General features: G+C 71.2%; 19 protein-coding genes. 10 read left to right on the plus strand and 9 right to left on the minus strand.

The window, feature by feature from the left end; all coding sequences use genetic code 11:
• The first annotated feature begins 187 nt into the window (after positions 1-187).
• From ACFT32_RS10605 to ACFT32_RS10615, 3 genes are all read left to right on the plus strand, one after another.
• Positions 188-1444, plus strand: coding sequence for an MFS transporter (locus tag ACFT32_RS10605; protein WP_382487972.1), 1257 nt, complete (start codon positions 188-190; stop codon positions 1442-1444).
• 31 nt (positions 1445-1475) lie between these two features.
• Positions 1476-2957 carry an arabinose isomerase gene (locus ACFT32_RS10610; RefSeq protein WP_382487973.1) on the plus strand — a complete coding sequence of 494 codons (1482 nt, stop codon included), beginning with the start codon at positions 1476-1478 and terminating at the stop codon, positions 2955-2957.
• Between the two features lie 244 nt (positions 2958-3201).
• Positions 3202-4461: a cation:proton antiporter gene (locus ACFT32_RS10615; protein WP_382487975.1), complete on the plus strand. Its 1260-nt coding sequence runs from the start codon at positions 3202-3204 to the stop codon at positions 4459-4461.
• Between the two features lie 25 nt (positions 4462-4486).
• Here ACFT32_RS10615 and ACFT32_RS10620 read toward each other — a convergent pair whose 3' ends face one another.
• Together ACFT32_RS10620 and ACFT32_RS10625 are read right to left on the minus strand one after the other, a co-directional pair.
• On the minus strand, positions 4487-5143 hold the full coding sequence (locus ACFT32_RS10620; protein ID WP_382487977.1) for a response regulator: 657 nt from the start codon (positions 5141-5143) through the stop codon (positions 4487-4489).
• Positions 5140-6105, minus strand: a complete 966-nt coding sequence (locus tag ACFT32_RS10625; RefSeq protein ID WP_382487978.1) for a HAMP domain-containing sensor histidine kinase — start codon at positions 6103-6105, stop codon at positions 5140-5142. The genes ACFT32_RS10620 and ACFT32_RS10625 overlap by 4 nt, the downstream gene beginning before the upstream one ends.
• 346 nt (positions 6106-6451) lie before the next feature.
• Between ACFT32_RS10625 and ACFT32_RS10630 the strand changes: the two genes are divergently transcribed.
• The 4 genes from ACFT32_RS10630 (at position 6452) to htpG (ending at position 10351) form a co-directional block, all read left to right on the plus strand.
• Entirely contained in the window at positions 6452-6739 is a 288-nt protein-coding gene (locus ACFT32_RS10630) for a DUF3040 domain-containing protein (protein WP_382487980.1), read from the plus strand.
• A gap of 230 nt (positions 6740-6969) precedes the next feature.
• Positions 6970-7521, plus strand: a complete 552-nt coding sequence (locus ACFT32_RS10635) for a hypothetical protein (RefSeq protein WP_382487982.1) — start codon at positions 6970-6972, stop codon at positions 7519-7521.
• Between the two features lie 134 nt (positions 7522-7655).
• Positions 7656-8354, plus strand: coding sequence for a class F sortase (locus tag ACFT32_RS10640; protein WP_382487983.1), 699 nt, complete (start codon positions 7656-7658; stop codon positions 8352-8354).
• Between the two features lie 86 nt (positions 8355-8440).
• Positions 8441-10351: a molecular chaperone HtpG gene (htpG, locus tag ACFT32_RS10645; protein ID WP_382487985.1), complete on the plus strand. Its 1911-nt coding sequence runs from the start codon at positions 8441-8443 to the stop codon at positions 10349-10351.
• 12 nt (positions 10352-10363) lie between these two features.
• Here the strand turns inward: htpG and ACFT32_RS10650 are convergent, their stop codons facing one another.
• From ACFT32_RS10650 to ACFT32_RS10660, 3 genes are all read right to left on the minus strand, one after another.
• The gene (locus ACFT32_RS10650) at positions 10364-10615 is read right to left on the minus strand and encodes a twin-arginine translocase TatA/TatE family subunit (protein WP_382487987.1); all 252 of its coding nucleotides are present in this window, start codon (positions 10613-10615) and stop codon (positions 10364-10366) included.
• Entirely contained in the window at positions 10603-11277 is a 675-nt protein-coding gene (locus ACFT32_RS10655) for a hypothetical protein (RefSeq protein ID WP_382487989.1), read from the minus strand. Before ACFT32_RS10655 ends, ACFT32_RS10650 begins: the two co-directional genes overlap by 13 nt.
• A gap of 81 nt (positions 11278-11358) precedes the next feature.
• The gene (locus ACFT32_RS10660) at positions 11359-11934 is read right to left on the minus strand and encodes a TerD family protein (protein ID WP_382487990.1); all 576 of its coding nucleotides are present in this window, start codon (positions 11932-11934) and stop codon (positions 11359-11361) included.
• Positions 11935-12082: 148 nt separating this feature from the next.
• On the opposite strand from ACFT32_RS10660, the gene ACFT32_RS10665 reads away from it, so the two are divergent.
• Both ACFT32_RS10665 and ACFT32_RS10670 read left to right on the plus strand, forming a co-directional pair.
• Complete coding sequence (locus ACFT32_RS10665) at positions 12083-12469, plus strand: BlaI/MecI/CopY family transcriptional regulator (protein WP_382487992.1); 387 nt, start codon at positions 12083-12085, stop codon at positions 12467-12469.
• A gap of 6 nt (positions 12470-12475) precedes the next feature.
• On the plus strand, positions 12476-13459 hold the full coding sequence (locus ACFT32_RS10670) for a M56 family metallopeptidase (protein WP_382487994.1): 984 nt from the start codon (positions 12476-12478) through the stop codon (positions 13457-13459).
• 1119 nt (positions 13460-14578) lie between these two features.
• Here ACFT32_RS10670 and ACFT32_RS10675 read toward each other — a convergent pair.
• Positions 14579-15565, minus strand: a complete 987-nt coding sequence (locus ACFT32_RS10675; protein WP_382487995.1) for a sporulation protein — start codon at positions 15563-15565, stop codon at positions 14579-14581.
• A gap of 229 nt (positions 15566-15794) precedes the next feature.
• Here ACFT32_RS10675 and ACFT32_RS10680 point away from each other — a divergent pair, with 229 nt between their 5' ends.
• Positions 15795-16826 (plus strand): hypothetical protein, encoded by a 1032-nt coding sequence (locus ACFT32_RS10680; protein WP_382487997.1) that lies wholly within the window; start codon positions 15795-15797, stop codon positions 16824-16826.
• A gap of 73 nt (positions 16827-16899) precedes the next feature.
• Here ACFT32_RS10680 and ACFT32_RS10685 read toward each other — a convergent pair whose 3' ends face one another.
• The 3 genes from ACFT32_RS10685 to ACFT32_RS10695 form a co-directional block, all read right to left on the minus strand.
• Positions 16900-19365, minus strand: a complete 2466-nt coding sequence (locus ACFT32_RS10685) for a CBM35 domain-containing protein (RefSeq protein WP_382487999.1) — start codon at positions 19363-19365, stop codon at positions 16900-16902.
• Between the two features lie 88 nt (positions 19366-19453).
• On the minus strand, positions 19454-20278 hold the full coding sequence (locus ACFT32_RS10690) for a carbohydrate ABC transporter permease (RefSeq protein WP_382488001.1): 825 nt from the start codon (positions 20276-20278) through the stop codon (positions 19454-19456).
• Positions 20275-21195: a carbohydrate ABC transporter permease gene (locus ACFT32_RS10695; RefSeq protein ID WP_382488004.1), complete on the minus strand. Its 921-nt coding sequence runs from the start codon at positions 21193-21195 to the stop codon at positions 20275-20277. Before ACFT32_RS10695 ends, ACFT32_RS10690 begins: the two co-directional genes overlap by 4 nt.

A 21195-nucleotide genomic window follows, 5' to 3' on the forward strand; every position in this document is an offset into this window, starting at 1 on the left:
CGTTTTTAGGCCATCTTCACCGTAGGGGACCTGGCACGGTGACGCCATAACCGTGCACGGTGGCGACGGCGCCGACGCCATGTCACACATCTGCGCGCGACATCTTGTTGCAACGTTTTTCTCGCCTTATATTCACTGCGACCAGGCCCCCCGGAACCGCGATGTCACCAGACGACGGAGTCGCATCATGGCCGGTACCCGCCCCATCCCCAAACAGCTCTGGAAGGCCGCCGCCCTGTCGGGCATGGCCTCCTATCTCGATGCCGGGCTGATCGTCAGCATCTCCGTCAACCTGGCCATCTACCGCGACAGTTACGACATGGGCGTGTGGATGGCCGGTGCGATCAGCGCGATCGTCACCGGCTGCATCGCCGTCGGGTCCCTGGTCGGCGGACGGCTCGCCGACCTCTTCGGCCGCCGCCGCGTCTACAACTGGGACATCTTCTGCTTCGCCCTCGGCGCGATCGTCATCACGCTGGCCCCGGACGACATCACGCTGCTGATCGGCGTCCTCGTCGCGGGGCTCGCGGCGGGCGCCGACCTGCCGACGTCCCTGGCCGTGGTCTCGGACGCCGCGCCCTCCTGGGCCCGGGGCAGGCTCGTCGCCTTCACCCAGGTCATGTGGATGCTGGGCATCGCCGTCGCCATCTTCCTCGGCTTCGTCCTGTCCACGACGGGCATGACCGGGGCCCGGCTCATCACCGGGCAACTGGCCGTCGCCGCGCTCGTCACCTGGGCCTTCCGCTCCCGTCTGAAACTGTCCGACGAGCCGTCAGAGGCCGAAACGGAGGCAGCGCCGGAGGGTATCTCCCTGAAGAACCTGTGGAAGCGCGCCGCTCTGCTGCCGATGGCCGCGACCTTCGTCTTCTACGTCACCTGGGGCCTGGGGGCCAACACCTTCGGCCAGTTCGGCACCTATCTGCTCGTCACCGTCAGCGACGCCTCGCAGAGCCTTGCCACCGGGATCAACCTGGCCTTCATCCCGATCGGGGTGCTGCTGACCATCGCTTTCGTCCGGGTCGCCGACACCCCGTGGCGCGACCGGCTGTTCCACGTGGCCGCTGTGGTGCAGATCCTCGCCTTCGTCATCGCGTCCCTGACCGCGGGCGCGCTCGTCGGCATGCTCGTCTTCTTCGTCCTCTACCAGCTCTCCCACCCCTTCGCCGGAGAGGCGAACTACAAGGTGTGGTCGCAGCTCACGCTGCCGGCCGACACCCGGGGCACCACCCAGGGCCTGACCTACGCCCTGTCGCGGGGCGTCTTCGCGGTCGCCGCCTTCTTCACCCCCGCCCTCGCCGACTACAGCCCGGCCGTCCTGCTCTGGACGATCACCGCCTGTATGACGGTGGCGGCGTTCGCGGGCGTGTTCATCATCCGCGTCCTGGTGCCGCGTTCCTCCGGTGCGGTGCGCGACAGAACGGACCTGCCTGTCCCCAGCACCTGAGCCGCAGCAGACCTGACAAGGAGCTTCGACCATGGCAACGACCGCGGAGACCGGGCCGGACGGCACCCGCACGGCCGTAGGGACCGCCGCCCTGCACGACCTGCTCCCGCCGGTCGCCCGGCGCCGCACCCGGATCGGACTGGTCGCCGGCGGACTGGGCACCTACTGGCCGCAGTTCCCCGGCCTCCTTCCGCAGCTGAAGGAGTCGGCCGCCTATGTCGCCGAGCGGTTCCGGGGGATGGACGCGGAGGTGACCGACGCCGGATTCGTCTCCGACGCGCAGGAGGGCGCCGAGGCCGCCGAGCTGCTGCGCCGGGCCGACTGCGATCTGATCGTGCTGTTCCTGACGACGTATCTGACGTCGTCGATGGTGCTGCCGATCGCGCGGCGCTCGCACACACCCGTACTGGTCATCGACCTCCAGCCCACCGAGCGGATGAACCACGCGACCTTCGACACCGGTGACTGGCTGGCCTACTGCGCCCAGTGCTCCGTCCCCGAGGTCGGCAACGTCTTCCGGCGCGCCGGCATCCCCTTCCGGTCGGTCTCGGGATGGCTGCGCCAGGAGTCCGCCTGGCGGCGCATCGAGCAGTGGATCCGGGCCGCGCACATCCGCGCCGCGCTCCGGCACGCCCGGCACGGCCTGATGGGGCACGTGTACCCGGGCATGCTCGACGTGCAGACCGATCCGACGCTGCTGGCCACGACGTTCGGCTCGCACGTGGAGGTGCTGGAGTTCGACGACCTGCGGCACCGGGTGGAGCGCGTGACCGAGGCGGAGACGAAGGAGCGCATGGCGCTCGCCCGGCAGGTCTTCACCCTCGACGACAGCGTGGTGGACGAGGACTTCGCCTGGGGCGCGACCGTGTCGGTCGCACTGGACCGCCTGGTCGAGGACTTCGGGCTCGACACCCTCGCCTACTACCACCGCGGGCTCGACGGCGAGCTGCACGAGCGGCTCGGCGCCGGCATGATCCTGGGCGCCTCCCTGCTCACCGCCCGGGGCGTTCCCGCGGCCGGCGAGTACGAGCTGCGCACCAGCGTCGCCCAGCTCGCCTCCCAGAGCGTCGGCGCCGGCGGCTCCTTCACCGAGATCCAGGCCCTCGACTTCGAGGACGGCGTCGTGGAGATGGGCCACGACGGACCCGCCCACCTCGCCGTCAGCGCCCGCGACCCCCTCCTGCGGGGACTCGGCGTCTACCACGGCAAGCGCGGCTGGGGAGTGAGCGTCGAGTTCGACGTCCGGCACGGGCCCGTCACCCTGCTCGGCCTCGGCCAGGACGCCGATGGCAGCCTGTCCTTCGTCACCTCCGAGGGCACCGTCGTCCCCGGACCGCTGCTGGAGATCGGCAACACCACCAGCCGTGTCGACTTCGGATGCGATCCGGGCGAATGGGTGGACGCGTGGAGCGCCACGGGCGTCGGCCACCACTGGTCCCTCGCCGTCGGCCATCACGCGGCCGACTTCCGGGCGGCGGCGAGCCTGCTGGGCATCGAGCACCGGGGCGTATGACGGGGAGATGGGTGTCGTCCCCGCCCGGAGATGGGTGCGGGCACCGATGGTGACGCCACCGGTGTGCGTGTGAGGGTGGCAGCGTCGCCGAGGCTTTCGTGCCGGTTGTCATGGCCGCGGCCTCGGTATGCGCCGAGAGGCGGACGACGCTGCCCGTTCAGAGTTCCCTCCGAAGGAGGAGCCCCTATCCATCCCCGCAAGGTGAAACGATCCGCCTACCGCGCTCCCACGAAGGCGGTGACCCGTGGGACACGCTGACAGCCTCCTCGCCATGGGCGGTGCCTTCCTGGCCGCCGCCTTCCTCGCCCGCCTCGGCGGCAGGATCGGACTCCCGACGATTCCGCTGTTCATGCTCGCGGGCATCCTGCTCGGCCCGCACACCCCGGGCCTGGTCATCGTCGAGGACGCACACGACTTCGAGATGCTCTCCGCGCTCGGACTGGTGCTGCTGCTGTTCTACCTGGGCCTTGAGTTCCACCTCGACGACCTCAAGAGCGGCGGCCGGCGCCTGCTGACCGCGGGCGGGATCTATCTGCTGCTCAACGTCGGCGCGGGTCTGGCCTTCGGGTTCGCCCTGGGCTGGGGCGTCCGGGAGGCGCTGGTGCTCGCCGGCGTCCTCGGGATCTCCTCGTCCGCCATCGTCACCAAGATCCTCATCGACCTGGGCCGCATCGGCCGCCCGGAGACCCGTCTCATCCTGGGCGTCATCGTGGTCGAGGACATCTTCCTCGCGCTGTACCTCGCCGCGCTCCAGCCGGTCATCAGCGGCGCCCAGGGCGTAGGGGACATGGTCCTCCAGGGCGCCAAGGCCTTCGGCTTCCTGCTGGTCCTGGCCGCCGCGGCCCGCTACGGCACGAAACTGGCCGGGCGCCTGATCGTGACCCGCGACAGCGAACTGCTCGTCATCAGCTTCCTCGGCGCGGCGGTCCTCGTGGCGGGGGTCGCCGAGGTCCTCGGAGTCGCCGACGCCATCGGCGCGTTCATGGTCGGACTGATCCTGGCCGGCACCTCCTCCGGCCCGCGCATCCGGGAACTGGTGCATCCGCTGCGCGACGCCTTCGCGGCGATCTTCTTCTTCGCCTTCGGTCTGTCCATCGACCCCGGCGACATCCTGTCCGTCGTCGGCCCGGTCGCCGCGGCCGCCGCGCTGACCGTCGTCATGAACATCATCGCCGGACTCCTCGTCGCCCGCGTGTACGGCTACGGCACCGAGCCCGCCGCCGAGATCGCCACCACCCTCGTGGCCCGAGGGGAGTTCGCGCTGATCCTGGCCGCCATGGCCGCCAGCGCCGGACTCGACAACCGTCTCGCCCCGTTCATCGCCGGATACGTCCTCGTCCTCGCGGTCCTCGGCCCCATCGCCGCCGGCCGCTCCGCCCTGCTCGCCCGCGCGCTCCGGTCCGCCCAGGACCTCCTGCCCAGCCGCACGGCCCCGACGTACGACATCGAGCCCCAAGCCGACCCCGTACCGTCCGCTCCCCAGCCCGCCGAGGCCGAGCGCTAGCCGGTCTCGGCCTGGGGCCCGGGCCTCAGGGCTCGATCAGCCCGACACGGATGGCGTAACGCGTCAGCTCCAGACGGTCCTTCAGACCGAGCTTCTGGAGCAGGTTGGCGCGGTGCCGCTCCACCGTCTTGGGGCTGATGACCAGCAGCTCGGCGATCTGCTGCGAGGTGTGGCCCTCGGCGACGAGCTTGAGGATCTCCTCCTCACGGTCGGTGATGGCCCGGGAGGGCGGTGCGCCGCCCTCCCGGGCGCGGTCGAGATAGTCGCGGACGAGCGCGTCGACGGCACCGGGATACAGGAAGGGCTCGCCCCGCATGGTGGCCCGGCACGCCTCGACCAGATCGCGGTCCGCGACGGACTTGAGCACATAGCCCGAGGCACCGGCACCGAGCGCCTCGAAGAAGAACTGCTCGTTGTCGTACATGGTCAGGATGAGGATCCGCGTCCCGGGACAGGTCCGGGACAGCTCCCGGGCGGCCTGGAGCCCCGTCAGCCGGGGCATGGCGATGTCGAGGACGGCCAGATCGGGCCGGTGCTCGCGGGCCCGGGCGACGGCCTCGGCACCGTCGTCCGCCTCGGCGACCACGGTGAGATCGGGTTCGGCGTCCAGGATCAGCCGGACACCCCGCCGCACCAGGGCGTGGTCGTCGGCGAGCAGGATGCGCGTGGGGGAGTCGGTCATGGTCGGCCGTTCCGGTCGGGATCGCGTACGGGCACGGGGACGGTCAGGCGTAGTTCGGTGCCCTTCTCCGGGCCGGGGCCCAGGCCGAGGTCGGCGCCGACGAGCAGGGCACGCTCCCGCATCCCACGGATGCCGGCCCCCTCCGGCGCGTCGCCGGTGCCGCGGCCGTCGTCACGGACGCACAGCCGCACGCCCGTGGCGGTCCGCCGCAGGGCGAGCTCCGCGTGCCGGGCGTGCGCGTGCCGGGCGACATTGGTGAGCCCCTCCTGCGCGACCCGGTAGAGGACGAGCTCGGCCTCCGGGCCCAGCGGCGGCAGATCCGCGTCCAGACGGTGCCGTACGGACAGACAGGGACCGCCGAAGTCGGTGGCGAGGGACTTCAGCGCACTCGCCAGACCGAGTTCGTCCAGCACACCGGGGCGCAGCCGGCGGGCGATACGACGGATCTCGTCCAGACCGGCCCGGGTGGTCTCCTGCACCTGGCGCAGCTCCTCCAGCAGGCCGGGCGGGGCATGACCGGCCACCCGCTCGAGTTCGAGCAGAACGGCCGTGAGGGTCTGCCCCACCTCGTCGTGCAGCTCCTGGGCGATACGGCGCCGCTCGGCCTCCTGGGCGGACAGGACCCGGGCGCTGCTCGTGGCCCGCTCGTCCTCCAGCCGGTCGAGCATCGTGTTGAAGGTCGTGATCAGCTCGGCGACCTCCGCCTGCCCGCCGACCGCGGGACGCCGCCCCGGACGCAGCAGGTCGGTCGTCGTCATGGCGCGTGTCAGGCGCTGGAGCGGGGCGAGCCCGACCCGCAGCAGCAGCGCGTTGGCGACGAGCATCGCGGCCAGCCCCACCGTCAGCACCGCGGCCTCGGTGAGCAGCACCGGCGTGGAGACGGTCACGGGCCCCAGCAGCAGCGCGGTCGCCGTGATCAGCACCAGGGCGTTCAGCAGGAAGATCCGCCAGAACAAGGGCACCGCGTACCGCCTCCACCGACCTGTCCGCCTCCGTCATCCCTCCAGCGTGTGCGCTGCCCGGCCCCGCCGCCATCCGTGCCACCACCCATCCTCGAGGCGAACACCGGCCTCCCGGCACGGCGTTCGTACAGTGCGGGCACCGGGAAGGATGAGGGTGGGGCCTGATGGCGGAAGCCGCTGGAGGGGGGAGAAGCTGAAGCCCTGGTGAGACCGGCCGCGCCGCGCACCGGCGGGCTGTCTCCCTCCGCACCGTCACGTGCCCCGACACCCCAGGACCTGCCATGGCCTCGGCCGTGCCATGCCCTGCCTCGAAGCGCTGTTCGGGTTCTTCCGGGAAGGAGAAGCCGTGCCCCAGTCCGGAGACGAACGTCTCGTCGACCTCGAAGCACGACTCGAGCGGGAGGACCCCAGATTCGCCCGGGCCCTGCGATCCGGCCGCCCGGCCCGGCCCCGGGAGTACCGGCGTACCGGAGCCTGGTGGGGACTGGCGCTCGGCGTGGCCGTCCTGGGCTCCGGCATCGCCCTGGCCCAGGGGCTGCTCATCGCGGCCGGGCTGGTCATGGTCGGCATGTCGGCCCAGCTGGTCGACCCGGACCCGAGCCGCCTCGGGCGTCAGGGCCCCTGGCGGCGCTGACGCCACGGTGAGCGGTGTGGCCGCCGTGCCGGGCGGGAGACGGCGGCCGGGCCCATCCGGAACAGACCGACCACGGCCACGAGAATGCCGCCGTCAGAGTGCGGCCGTAACCCGTGTGAACGTCCTGGATGGTGGGACGGCCCGGCATGACTGACGGTGGTTCACGTCGAGGCCGGGTCTCCTGAGCTGGCGTGGCGTCAGCTGCCCGGCCCGCGACGGAAGGACTACCGATGCGCTCTGCCCGCATTCTGCTCGCGACGGCAACCGCCACGGCGGCCCTCGCGATCGCCGCACCCACCGCCTGTGCCGAGGCCATGGGTGACCGGGACCACGACACCACTTCTAGCAGCAAGGAGCACCACAGAGACGGCAAGCACCACGAGCCGCGCGGCGGGGTACACACGGGTGGCGGAGCGCTGGCCGCCGTGAACGCCGACGACGACTGGGACAACCCCAAGCACGACCCGGACACCTACAAGGACGGCGAGCGCGGCGAGGACCCCTGGGGCGACAAGCACGACGACCCCTACGGGGACAAGCGCGACAAGGACTGGGACGACAAGCACGACGAGAACGGCCGGCACGACGAGCACGACAAGCACGACGAGAACGGCCGGCACGACGAGCACGGCAAGCACGACAAGCCGCGCGGCGGTGTCCACACCGGCGGTGGCGCACTGGCCGGGCCGGCTGTCACCGCCGGCGGTCTCGCCGTGCTCGCGGTGGCCGGCACCGGCGTGTACGCGCTGCGACGCCAGAGGGGCTCGCGGGGCACGGCATGACCGATGCCTGACCACATAGCCGCCGTGGCCGCCGCACGTGCCCCTCGCGTCGCGGCGGCCCGGCTCGTCGTCCACGCGTGTCGTGCCCGCTGCCCTGCCCGATGCGCTGCCGTGCCCGAATGAGGTGGTCCCCGATGGCAGCCAGCCCCCCTACCCCTGCCGACTCAAGTCCCGAGCCGCAGAAGTCGAAGCGGCGATTCCGCACCGCCGTGACGGCCTTCTGGGCGGTGGCCGCCCTGGTCCTGACCCTGTGCCTGGTCGGCGGCGGCGACGAGTCGTCCGACACCGCGGGCCCGCACGCCCCGCCGGCCGTATCGGCGGCCGCGCCGTCCACGTCCGCGGGACCCTACCGGTCCGGATCGTCCAAGGCCCGCCCGCATCTGCCCCGGTCCCGGCCGGTCCGCCTCCTCATCCCCAAGATCTCGGTCGACGCGCCGTTCACCGGCCTCGCCATCGACCGTTCGGGTCAGCTCGCGCCCCCGCCCCCCGACGAGACCAACCTCGTCGGCTGGTACGCCAAGGGCCACTCGCCCGGAGAGACCGGCACCTCGATCATCGCCGGGCACGTGGACACCGCGACGTCCCTGGCCGTGTTCGCCCGGCTCGGCGAGCTGCGGAAGGGCGACCGGTTCCAGGTGGTGCGAGCCGACGGCCGCCGGGCGACCTTCGCGGTCGACGGAACGGAGTCCTTCGAGAAGGACGGCTTCCCCAGCGAGCGCGTCTACGGCGACACCGCCGACGCCCAGGTCCGGCTCATCACCTGCGCGGGTACCTACGACCGCAAGGCCCGGGACTACACCGAGAACCTGGTGGTGTTCGCCCACCTCGTCTGACTTCCGGGTCTGCGGCCTGACTTGGTGTTTTACAGTTGCTGCCACGATTTCCGGCGACTGTGGGACCTGTGAGGTATACGCGAACCATGACGACCGAAACGTTTGAGTTCCAGGTAGAGGCCCGTCAGCTGCTCCAGCTGATGATCCACTCGGTCTACTCGAACAAGGATGTCTTCCTGCGGGAACTCGTCTCCAACGCTTCCGACGCGCTCGACAAGCTGCGTCTGGAGAAGCTGCGGGACGACTCGCTCGACGCCGACGTGTCGGATCTGCACATCCGGATCGACGTCGACAAGGAGGCCCGCACCCTCACGGTGCGGGACAACGGCATCGGGATGTCGTACGACGAGGTCGGGCAGCTCATCGGCACCATCGCCAACTCGGGCACCGCCACGTTCCTCCAAGAACTGAAGGAGGCCAAGGACGCGGCCGGGGCCGAGGGGCTCATCGGCCAGTTCGGCGTCGGCTTCTACTCCGGCTTCATGGCGGCGGACGAGGTGACACTGGTGAGCCGGCGCGCCGGCGAGAGCCAGGGAACCCGCTGGACGTCGCGCGGTGAGGCCACGTACACGCTGGAGAAGGTCGACGACGCACCGCAGGGCACGTCCGTCACGCTCCATCTCAAGCCCGCCGACCCCGAGAACCAGCTCCACGACTACACCTCGCCGTGGCAGATCAAGGACATCGTCAAGCGGTACTCGGACTTCATCACCTGGCCGATCCGGATGGTCCCGGAGGCCGCTTCCTCCGACGACGCCGGCGACAGCGTGCCCGAGCCCGAGACGCTGAACTCCATGAAGGCCCTGTGGGCGCGCTCGCGCGACGAGGTCTCCGACGACGAGTACCACGAGCTGTACAAGCACATCAGCCACGACTGGCGCGAGCCGCTGGAGACGATCCGGCTCCAGGCGGAGGGCACCTTCGAGTACCAGGCCCTGCTCTTCGTCCCCGCGCACGCCCCGCACGACCTGTTCACGCGGGACTTCAAGCGCGGCATCCAGCTCTATGTGAAGCGCGTCTTCATCATGGACGACTGCGAGGAGCTGCTGCCGCCGTACCTGCGCTTCGTCAAGGGCGTCGTCGACGCGGCGGACCTCTCGCTCAACGTCTCCCGCGAGATCCTTCAGCAGGACCGGCACATCCGGATGATGCAGCGCCGGCTGACCAAGAAGGTCCTGTCCACGGTCAAGGAGTTCATGACCAAGGACGCCGACCGCTACGCCACGTTCTGGCGCGAGTTCGGCACCGTCCTCAAGGAGGGCCTGGTCACCGACTCCGAGAACCGTGACGCCATCCTCGCCGTCTCCTCGTTCGCGACCACGCACGCCGACGACGAGCCGACCACGCTGGCGCAGTACGCGGAGCGGATGAAGGACGGCCAGGAGGACATCTACTACCTCACCGGCGAGTCCCGGCAGAGCATCGAGAACTCCCCGCACATGGAGGCGTTCCGCGACAAGGGCATCGAGGTCCTGCTGCTCACCGACGCCGTCGACGAGGTGTGGGTGGACGCCGTGGGCGAGTACGAGGGCAAGCGGCTGCGGTCCGTCGCCAAGGGCGAGATCGATCTGGACGCCCAGGGGGACGAGAAGGCCGAGGAGGAGCGGGAGAAGCAGGCCGAGGACCACGCCGGGCTGCTCGGCTGGATGCGGGAGCAGCTGGGCGAGGACATCAAGGAGGTGCGCCTGTCGGCGCGGCTCACCGTCTCTCCCGCCTGTGTCGTCTCGGACGCGCACGATCTGACCCCGGCCCTGGAGAACATGTACCGGGCGATGGGCCAGGAGGTGCCGCGCGCCCAGCGGATCCTCGAGCTCAACCCCGGTCATCCGCTGGTGAAGGGCCTGAACCAGGCGTACAAGGAGCGCGAGGACCGCTCGGGCCTCGTCGAGTCCGCCGAGCTGCTGCACACGCTGGCGGTGCTCGCCGAGGGCGGCCAGCCCAAGGACCCCGCCCGTTTCGTCAAGCTGGTGGCGGACCGCTTGGAGCGCACGCTGTAGTCACAGGACGGATCAAGGGCGGTCCGGCGCGCCCGTCGCCCGCGCGCCGGGCGGGGGCGTGCCGGTGCCCGGAGGGACGACCTCGCCCTGGAGCACCCGCGGTGCGGTGCCCGGCCCGGCCTCCTCGTCCTTCGCGGCGCGTGCCTCGGCCTTGAGGATGCGGGCCGACTTGCCGGCCGAGCGGGCGAGTTCGGGGAGCTTCTTCGCTCCGATCACGGCTATGACGACGATGAGGATGATCGCGATCTCGCTCAGTCCGAACATGGTGTCCTGTCCTTTCCCGCCCGGGCCGGGCACGGCGCGAGCGTATCGGGCGGGGAGCTCGGCGTCATCGCCGCCTCGGGTCGCGGGGCCAGCTGCCCGCGCAGGTGGGGCAGCACGCCGAGGTCGAGCAGCGCCTGCCGCCAGGCCAGCCGGGCGTGCTCCACTCGGCCGGCCGTCGCTGCTCCGCGTCGTCCCAGGGCCGTGCGCAACAGCGCGGCCAGGGCGAGGAGGCCGGTCACGGCCGCCACGAGCGCCAGGGTCCAGCCGGCCGCCAGGAGCGATCCGGGCAACGGGCCCGGGGCGTCGGCCACTTGGAGGAGGCCGCCGAGCAGGAGCAGGACCCCGGCGGACGTGGCCGCGACGAGGGGCGTGAGCACCGCGAGGGCGGGCAGCAGACTGCCGGTGCCGAGCGGGCCCCGCCCTTCGAACGACGCCTCGTGCCGGGCCGCCCTCCGTACGGCGAGATAGGCGCGGTACGGCTCACCGGCCGCCGCCGCGATGTCGTCGGCGTGGGCCAGTGCGTGGGCGCGCAGGCGCGCGGCCGTCCTGCCGGTCGGGTCGGCACCGAGGGCACCGCGGATGTCCGCGGTGCTCAGCGCCAGGTGCAGTACCGCTTCGAAATCCGCGCGGTCCTCGGGGCGGAGGCGGGACGATTCGGCCACATGGTCTCCCGGTAGGTTGCTGATGCGGCCCGCCGGGCCCGCCATGCGCTGGCGGTGCCCGGCGGTTGCGGTCGGTCCGGGTCAGACGCCGACGCCGAAGTCGGAGGCGATACCGGCCAGTCCGGAGGCGTATCCCTGGCCGACGGCACGGAACTTCCACTCCTCGCCGTGCCGGTAGAGCTCGCCGAAGACCATCGCCGTCTCGGTGGAGGCGTCCTCGGACAGGTCGTAGCGGGCGATCTCCTGACCGCCGGCCTGGTTCACGACCCGGATGAACGCGTTGCGGACCTGTCCGAAGCTCTGGCCGCGGTTCTCGGCGTCGTGGATGGACACCGGGAACACGATCTTGTCGATCTCGGCGGGCACGGCGGCGAGGTTCACCTTGACGGTCTCGTCGTCCCCCTCGCCCTCGCCGGTGAGGTTGTCGCCGGTGTGCTCGACCGAGCCGTCCGGGCTCTTCAGGTTGTTGTAGAAGACGAAGTGCTGGTCGGAGGGGACCTTGCCGGAGGCCTCGAGGAGCAGGGCGGAGGCGTCCAGGTCGTAGTCCGTGCCGGTGGTCGTGCGGACGTCCCAGCCCAGGCCGACCAGAACGGCGGTGAGGCCAGGGGCCTCCTTGCTGAGCGAGACGTTGCCGCCCTTGGACAGGGAAACTCCCACGGGTAACTCCTTCTTGACGTGTGCGTTCCGGGTCCGGGAAGCGGACCCAACTAAAATCTACAACACTGTAGAAGAGAAGGGGTGTGCTCCCGCGGATCTATACGATGTGCCCACGGGCAACGCAGGGCGGTGGAAGGGAGGCAGGGCGGTGACGGATCCCCGGCAGCGTCCCCGGCGGGGGCAGGGCGAGCTGGAGGCGCTGGTGCTGGAGGCGCTGCGGGAGGCGGACGGTCCGGCGACGGCCGGCTGGGTGCAGGAACGCCTCGGCGGTGACCTCGCGTACACGACGGTGATCACGATCCTGACCCGGCTGCTGGGCAAGGGCGCGGTCACCAGGGAGCGGGTCGGCCGGTCCTTCGTCTGGACGCCCGCCTCGGACCAGGCGGGCCTGGCGGCGCGGAAGATGCGCAAGGTGCTGGACGCCGAGAGCGACCGCGAGGCCGTGTTGGCCAGTTTCCTCACCGGCCTCGGCCCGGACGACGAACGGCTGCTGCGTGACCTGCTGGATCAGGCCCATGGCGAGGGGGAAGACTGAAGCCGCATGGGGGTCTTCGTCTTTATGCCACTGGTGCTGCCGCTCACGGCATGGCCGGTCGCGCGCCTGGCCGAACAGCATCTGCATCCGCGTACCGCGACCCGGCTGCTGACCGCGATGGCGGCGGTGCTGGCGCTGTGCAGCACCGTGTGCCTGGGGTTGGTCATGGTGGTCGGCACCGCCCAGCTCCCCGGCAACCCGCTGCCCGACGGCTGGTCGGACCCCGAGGTGCGGGCGGCGGTGCCGTACGACGAGGTGGTCGGCAAGGCCGCGATTCCCGCGCTGTGCGCGGTGCTCGTCGCCTGCGGCCGGACCCTGTGGCGGCATGCCCGGGTACGCCGCCGTGCCCACCGCGCACTGGCCGGGCTGCCGCACACGGAGGTGGCCGTACTGCCGGACGCGGCACCGTACGCGTACGCGCTGCCCGGAGGCCGGGGCGGTGGTGCTCCGCGCGGCGGTGCCGGTGGTCCTGCCCGCGGCCCGCGCGCGGGGCGTGTCGTGGTGACCACCGGGCTGCTGGACCAGCTGCGGTCGGCCGAGCGCCGGGCCCTGTTCGCCCATGAGCGGGCGCACCTCGCCGCCCGCCACGACAGGTTCCTGCTCGCCGTGCAGCTCGCCGCCCGGGCCAACCCGTTCCTGCGGCCGCTGCGCACGGCCGTGGCCTATACGGCCGAGCGGTGGGCCGACGAGGAGGCGGCCCGGGCGATCGGCAGCCGCCGCACGGTGGCGCGCGCGATCGGCACGGCCGCCCTCGTCTCCCGGGGTACCCCGGCCCCCACACTCGCGGGACTGGCCGCCCCCGGGCCGGTCCCCCGCCGGGTAGCGGCCCTGCTCGGCCCCGCACCCGCCGTCCGCACCTGGCCGTCGGTGTTCACCTCGGTCGGACTCGCGGCCTGGGGCGCGGCCGCGGGAACGGCCGTATCGGCGATGTCGTCCGCGAACTCGGCCGTCACGATGGTCCTCATCCTGCACGCGGCGACGCCCTTGTGAGACCCACGGGTGCGGGCGGGCCGCGGCCCGGGGTAGCCGGCCGGGGCCCCGCGACCCGGGCTGTCGCCCAGGGTGCCCATGTGAAACCCGCGGATGCGGGCCGACCGCGATCGGGGCAGCCGACCGAGGCCACCCGCTGAGGGCAGCCCGCCCAAGGGCCAGTGCCCCACGCCAGTGCCCAGGGGCAGCGCGCCAGGGGCAGCGTCCTGGGCCAGCGCCCGTGGCCGGGCGCTGGCCCGGGTGGCCTGCCTGCCTGCCGGGCTTCCGCCTCGGGACGCAGCAGCCGGGGCGCCGCGCTCTGTGCGGGTGCCGGGCGGCCCCGCCTCAGTCCGGTGTCACCGGCCCCTTGGCCAGTGCCCGGGCGGGCGTCCTGGGCAAGCGCCCCGGGCTAACGCCCTTGACCAGTGCCCGTGGCCGGGCGCTGGCCCGGGTGGCCCGCCTGCCTGCCGGGCTTCCGCCTCGGGACGCAGCGGCCCGGGCACCGCTTCCCTGTGCGGGTAGGGCGGCCCCGCCTCAGTCCTGTGTCACCGGCCCCGGGCGGGCGTCCTGGACCAGTGCCCAGGGGCAGCGCCCCAGGCCTGGGCGCTTGACCAGTGCCCGGGGGCGGGCGCCGGCCGGGGTGGCCTGTCCGCCGGGCTTCCGCCTCGGGACGCAGTGGCCCGGGCACCGCTCCCTGCGCGGGTACTGGGCAGCCCCGCCTGAGTCCGGCATCACCGGCCCCGGGCCAGCGCCCAGGGGCAGCGCCCCAGTTGACCAGTGCCCGGGGCGGGCGCCGGCCAGGGAGGCCTGTCCGCCGGACCCCGGCCCCGGGGCGCAGCAGCCCGGGCACCGCTCTCTGTGCGGGTATCGGGCTGTCCCGCCTGAGCCGGCATCACCGGCCCAGGGCCAGAGCCCTTGGATCAGTGCCCAGAGGCAGCGCCCCAGGCCCGGGCCCCTGGCCAGTGCCCGGGCCCCTGGCCAGTGCCCGGGTCCCTGGCCAGTGCCCGGGGCGGGCGCCGGCCAGGGAGGCCTGTCCGCCGGACCCCGGCCCCGGGACGCAGCAGCCCGGGCACCGCTCCCTGCGCGGGTACCGGGCCGCCCCGCCTCAGCCCCACGCCAGTCGGCAGCCTCAGCCCGGCCTCAGCTCTCCTCTTCCTCCTCGCCCTCGAAGAAGTCCCCGACCTCGTCGACGACTTCGCCGGCGACCATGCCGCCGACGACCCCGGCGGCGAGTCCGGTCGCGCCCGCGGCGACGGCGGTTCCCATGCCGGGGCCGGAGCGGTGGCTGTCGTGCCCGTGGCCGGCCGGGGCGAAAGCGGTGGAGGAGCCGAAACCGACGGGGGAGCCGTACGACGCCCGGTGTTCGACGAGTTGCCGGATCCAGCCGTCGACGATCGCGGGCCAGTCCTGCTGCTCGACACCCTCGTGGGAGACGTTGAAGCGGGTGAGCGCGTCATGGCCGGAGGACAGGAAGCCGCCGCGCTTGTCCGCCTCCAGTACGACCTCCATGCCGCCCGGGTTCGCCAGGAACGTCAGCTCGATCTCGTTGACCTGCTGCGCGTACCGGGGAGACGGGACGAGCTCGATCTCCTGGTAGAACGGCAGTTGCTGGCCGGTCCCGCCGATGCGCCCGTACTCGAGGTCGGCCGACTTGAAACCGAACCCGAGCCCGCCCAGCGCTTCCAGCACGGCCTCCTGCACCGGCAGCGGCGCGACGACCAGCTGATCCAGATCGCCCTTGTCCTTCGCACCCGCCACCGACAGCTCGGTGCGCACGCCGAGGACGACGCCCAGGCTCTGCCCGTGCAATTGGGTCGCCGGCGTCTCCCACGGCAGGGTCACGCTGAACGGCACACCGCGCTGCTCGCCCTCGGCGAGCCGGAAGCCGCCGCCGACGGTGAAGCGGTCGAAGGCGACGACCCCCTCGCTCTCGCCGCCCTCGTGCTCGGCCTCGACCCGGGCGACCAGCTCCAGGGTGATGGCCTCGATGTCGAAGTCGGCTTTACCGCCCATGAGTTGAACCTCGCCGGTGAGCGTGCCGCCGGGCCGGACGGGGGCCGGGTCGAGCACCGTGTCGACGGTCGGGCCGCCCACGCCGATCGCCCCGAGCAGTCGTTTGAACACCATGGTGGCGTCCACTCCTTCACATGCGTGTACTGACGTTCCGTAAGAATTTCTACAGGAATGTAGAAGCATAGGGGATGGTGCTGCTGAGGGGGTGTCAGGGAGGTGGGTCGGTGTCCCGTGCGCGACCGAGGTGGTACATCGTGCTCTGACTGCCGACCTCACGCCGATGCCTCTGCGTGTCCGTGTTGCTACTTTGCGTGCACGACCTCGGAGGGGTGAAGGAGCGGACATGTGTGCTTCATGGCAGCAGTACGAGGTGGCACCCGGGGGAAGCGCGGACGCGGACACCGGCGTCGCGGCGGTGTCCCGGATTCCGGGCAGCATGGAAGTGTGGTGGATCGGCCCGGGGACATCGGTCGAGGGGGCCTACTGGTACGAGGGCGGTGCGTGGACCCGCTACCAGCTCGCCCCGGACGGCAGCGCGAGAGAAGCTGGCTCCGTCACTGCCGTATCGCGGATTCCCGGCAGCATGGAAGTGTGGTGGATCGGCCCCAACGGGTCGGTGGAGGGCGCGTATTGGTACGACGGTCACCCCTGGGCCCGCTACCAGCTCGCTCCGAACGGCAGTGCCCGGATCGGCGCCGCCCTCACGGCGGTGTCCCGGATCCCCGGCAGCATGGAGATCTGGTGGATCGGCCCCAACCAGTCGGTGGAGGGCGCGTATTGGTACGACGGTCACCCTTGGGCCCGCTACCAACTCGCCCCGGACGGCAGCGCGGCCTTCAACGGAGGCATGACGGCGGTGTCCCGGATTCCCGGCAGCATGGAGGTCTGGTGGACCGGCCCGAACGGGTCGGTGGAGGCCGCGTACTGGTACGACGGCCATCCTTGGGCGCGCTACCAACTCGCCCCGGACAACAGTGCGTCCGTCGTAGGAGGCATCACCGCCGTGTCCCGTATCGAGGGCAGCATGGAGGTGTGGTGGCCCGGCGGCAACGGGTCGGTGGAGGGCGCGCATTGGTACGACGGTCACCCCTGGGCCCGCTACCGGCTCGCCCCGGACGGCAGCGCCTACCGCGGTACCGCCCTCGCCTCGGTCTCCCGCGTCCCCGGCAGCATGGAGGTGTGGTGGACCGCTGACAGCGGGTCGGTGGAGGGCGCGTACTGGTACGACGGCCATCCCTGGGCCCGCTACCGGCTCGCCCCGGACAACAGTGCCTCCGGCGACGGTCTCGCCGCGGTGTCGCGCATCCCGGGGAGCATGGAGGTCTGGTGGACCGGCTCGAACGAAGGGATCCGGGCCGCCTACTGGTACGAGTGAGAGCCGTCCCGAACGGCGGTTCCGGTTGCGGAGGAGAACACTCCTCCGCAACCGGCGCCCGTCATCGCACGGCTCAGCGCACGACCCGGCCGAGCTCGATCCGGTCGATGTTCGGTGCCCAGGCGCTCGCGTTGCCGAACGTTACCTTGTTGGCACCCTTCTTCAGATCGACCGGGACGCCGACCGTCCAGTAGTCGTCGAAGCTCCAAGTGTTCTTGAAGGTGACCTTCACCGGCTCCGCGGTTCCGACCGTGATGTCCGCCGTACGGGACATGATGTCCGTGTTGTAGGCGTGGCCGTTGTCCCTGCGGTCGTTGTGCGCGTAGTGGACGACCAGCACATGGCGGCCGGACCGGGGCGCGTTCACCGTGAACTCGGCGGTGCTGGACGGGCTGTTGCCCAGCCAGCCGAGGTAGGAGCCGGCGGACGCGTGCGGGGAGTCGACGAGCTTGGCGCCGCCCGCGAGCGCGGCCGAGGCGCCCTCGTAGGAGAGGGTGCCGGAGGCCGAGCCGTCGCCGGAGACGTCGAGGGAGCGCACGGCGGCGTGGCCCGACGTCATCGCGATCCGGTTGTTGCCCGCGACCAGGTAGAGCCGCAGCGGCCGGCCGGGCGCGGCCGTGACCGTCTCCCCGTGCAGCGCGAGCTTCACCGCCGCCGAGGCCCGCGGCGCCACCGTGTAGTAACCGTCACGCGGGGCGTAGACATCGAACACCGCCTTGTCGCCCGAGCGCAGCACCAGCGCGCCCGTGCCCGTCCCGGCCGAGGACGAGTAGTCGTACGACGGCTTGCCGCCGATGTCCGCCAGGGTGGCCTCGTACGACGCGGAGGCCGCGCCCGTCCGGGTGGTCAGGTCGATCCGGTCCAGGGTGACCTCGGCGTCGCCCTTGGACAAAGTCAACTGGTGCGTGCCCGCCTTCAGTTCGACGCTGACGTCCTTCTTGGCGCGGTACGTCCAGTTCTCAGTGGAGGGGTAGCCGACCGTCACCGGGTCGCCACCGTCGACCGAGAGTTTCTGAGTGGCGGGGCCGCCGGACTGGTTGCCGTACAGGATCGCCAGGTCGTACGTGCCGTCCTTCGGCACCGTCACCGTGAAGGCGACCTTGCTGCCGGGCTGGTTGAGGGAGCCGACGTCCTTGGTGCCTGAGGCCGCGTAGCCGTTGGCGTTCTGCACGGTGCCCTGCGTGTACACCTTGCCGTCGGTGATGGCCGCCTCCTCGGCCTCGTACGACGCCGACCACGGGACGGAGGCGGCGGACGGGGTGCCCGAGCCGCCGGGGGTGAGGACGATCCGGTACGCCGACATCTTGTGCAGGCCGCGCAGCGGGACCGTCACCGAACCGTCGTCCGCCACCTTCACCTTGGTGCGCGCCAGGACCTGCGGAGCCGCGTGCTGCCCCTCGTAACCGGACCAGGCGGCCTCGGCGACCGTCGCGGTGACCGTACGGCCGAACACGGACCGCGGGACGCCCCGCACGACCACGTCCGAGTCGCCGGAGGAACCGCCGAGCAGCACCTGCGCCTGGCGGCGGGAGGCGTCGAGGGAGGCGAGGCCCTGGAGCGTGTCGATGGAGTTGGGCTGCGGCGGCGTCACCTTCACGGTGTTCCCGGTCATGCCCGCGTACCAGCGGAACAGCCACCAGCCGCCGTTGGGGATGTTCGAGCGCACCACATGGCCGCTGAGATTGCCGGCGGCGTCCCAGTAGGCCATGTTGGCGTACACCTTGTTGCGCTCGAACATCGACACCCACTGCACCAGCTGCCCGGGCACGGACAGGTCGCGGCGGTTGGCGTACTCATCGATGTTGATCTTCAGCGGGGCGATGCCTGCCTCGCGCTCCAGCGCGCGGTAGTCGTCGTAGTGCGCCTGGAAGTCGCGGAGAGATCCCGAGCCGAGCTCGTGCCAGGTCATCACCTGGGGCAGCACGTTCTCCCGCTTGGCGAAGGCGAGGAAGTCCTTCAGCAGGCGGGTGTGGTAGGCGGCCTCGTTGGGGCCGGCTATGCGCGCGTCCGGGTCGATCGCGCGGATCCGCTGGTACACCGTCTTCCAGTCCTTGAAGAACCGGTCACGGTTCTTCTCGTACTGGGCCTGGTCCTGGACGTCGAGCTTGTACCAGATCTGGTCGGGCTCGTTGAACGGGATGTAGACGAAGCGGTCGCTGTTCGGGTCGGCCGAGACCTCCTTGACGATCTTGTCGACCTTGGGGAGGTAGTCGTCGATGCCGAGGTCCTCGTACGGCCACTTGGCGTAGATGTCCTGCATCATCACGTTGACTTCGCCGCCGCCGTTGCGGAAGAACGACTTGGAGACGGTGAGCGCGTCGCCGTTGGGGTGCTGGGCGCCGCCCTCCGGCTTCTGCGAGACGCTGGTGATCTTCAAGGGTGCCATCGCGGCGTCGCTGGGTACGCCGTCGTCGCTGAGCCCGTACAGCGAGCCGTTGGCGCCCAGCATCACCGGCCCCTCGGAGGCGTTGAGGTCGACGGTGAGGCGCTGGGGGTCGGCCGCGGCGGCGGGACCGGCCGCGGGGAGGGTGCCTGCCATGGCGGCTGCTCCAAGTAGTGCTGTGATCAGGGCGGTTCTGGTGCGGGATCTTGTGCGGGCGGGGGTGCTCACGCTGCTGGACCTCCAGTCACTTGACGGCTCCACTGGTGATTCCGGACACGATCTTTCGCTGGCCGACGAGGAACACGGCGACCATGGGCAGGCTCATCACCACGACGTACGCGAAGACGAGATGCCAGTTGTTGAGATAGAGCTGGGCGCTGGCGACCTGGTAGAGGTTGAGCGGCAGGGTCGCCCGCTCTCCGCCGCCGAGAACGAAGAACGCGTAGAAGACATCGCTCCAGGCGTAGAGCATCACCATGATCGTCGCGGTGGCGATCACCGGCCGCAGCAGCGGCAGGACGATCCGCCAGAAGATCCGTGACGGAGTCGCCCCGTCCATCCGGGCCGCCTCCTCCAGCTCCATGGGGATGGCACGGATGAAGCCGGTCATGAAGAAGATCGACGTCGACAGGTACATGCCGGTGTAGACGGCGATCATGCCGGGGCGGGTGTTGGCCAGGCCCAGCTGCCGCAGCTCCATCACGATGGTGATGACGGCGGGCGGCAGCAGCAGTCCGCTGATGCACAGCGCGTAGGCCGCCGAGACCAGCTTCGACTTGCGGCGGGCGAAGACCCAGGCGGCGCCCGCCCCCAGGATCAGCACCAGCACCACCGAAGGCACCACGACCAGCAGCGAGTTGAGGAAGCCGCGCAGCATCTCGCCCTCGCTGACGGCGTCCGCGTAGTTGCTCGCGGGCTGCCAGTGCCCGGGCAGGTCCAGATTCGGCTCGATCGCCTCGGCCTGCGGCTTGGCCGAGGTGACGGCCACCAGCCACAACGGCACGCCGACGGCCAGCGCGGCCAGCAGCACGACTAGGGAGGGGCGGCCGGACCGCCACACCGCGGTCACAGCAGCTGCTCCCTTCGCCGGAGCCCGACGACCAGCGGGATCGCCACGGCGACCACCACCAGGAACAGGACGAGGCTCATCGCGGAGGCCTGGGCGTACAGGCCCTGTCCGAAGATCCGGAACATATAGATGTTGAAGACCTCCGTGGAGGCCGCGGGCCCGCCGCCGGTCGTGGCCTGCACGATGTCGAAGGTGTTCATCGAACCGATCAGCGCCGTGGTGACGTTGAAGGTGACGGCAGGTGCGAGCATCGGCCGGCGCACCGACCAGAAGGTCCGCCAGGGCCCGGCCCCGTCGCACTTCGCGGCCTCCAGCATCTCGCCGGGAATGCCCTTGAGCCCGGCCAGATAGATCAGCATCGACAGGCCCATCCACTTCCAGCCGTGGATGAGCGTGACGATCACCAGCGTCCAGGTCGTCGAGCCCAGCCAGGGGATGTCCGTGCCCAGCAGGGAGTTGACGGCTCCGTCCTGGTCCAGCAGCGCCTGGAAGACGTAACCGGTCGCGAGGGCCGAGATCAGCACCGGCAGGAAGAAGACGGCACGGAAGAACCGGTTGAAGCGGCTGTCGTCCTCCAGCAGCAGCGCCAGTACGAGCCCGAAGCCGTTCTGGAACAGCGCCGCCAGCAGCGCGTACACCAGGGTCGTACGGATGGCGCGCAGCAGCGAGCCGTCGTCCGCGATGGTCTTGAAGTTGTCCAGGCCCGTGAAGGCGATGTCCGCGTGGTACGAGGACCAGTCGGTGAACGGGTAGTAGAAGTTGAGCAGGTTCGGCACCAGGAAGAAGCCCGCGAAGACGACGATCGCGGGCAGCGCGAACCACCAGGGGTGGTGCACGGCCGCGCGTGGCAGCCGCCCCACCTTCTTCGGCGCGCCCCTGACCGGCGCGGGCTTGGTACGTACGACCGTGTCCGCCAT

It is taken from the genome of Streptomyces sp. NPDC057002 (assembly GCF_042673825.1).
Taxonomy (GTDB): Bacteria; Actinomycetota; Actinomycetes; order Streptomycetales; family Streptomycetaceae; genus Streptomyces.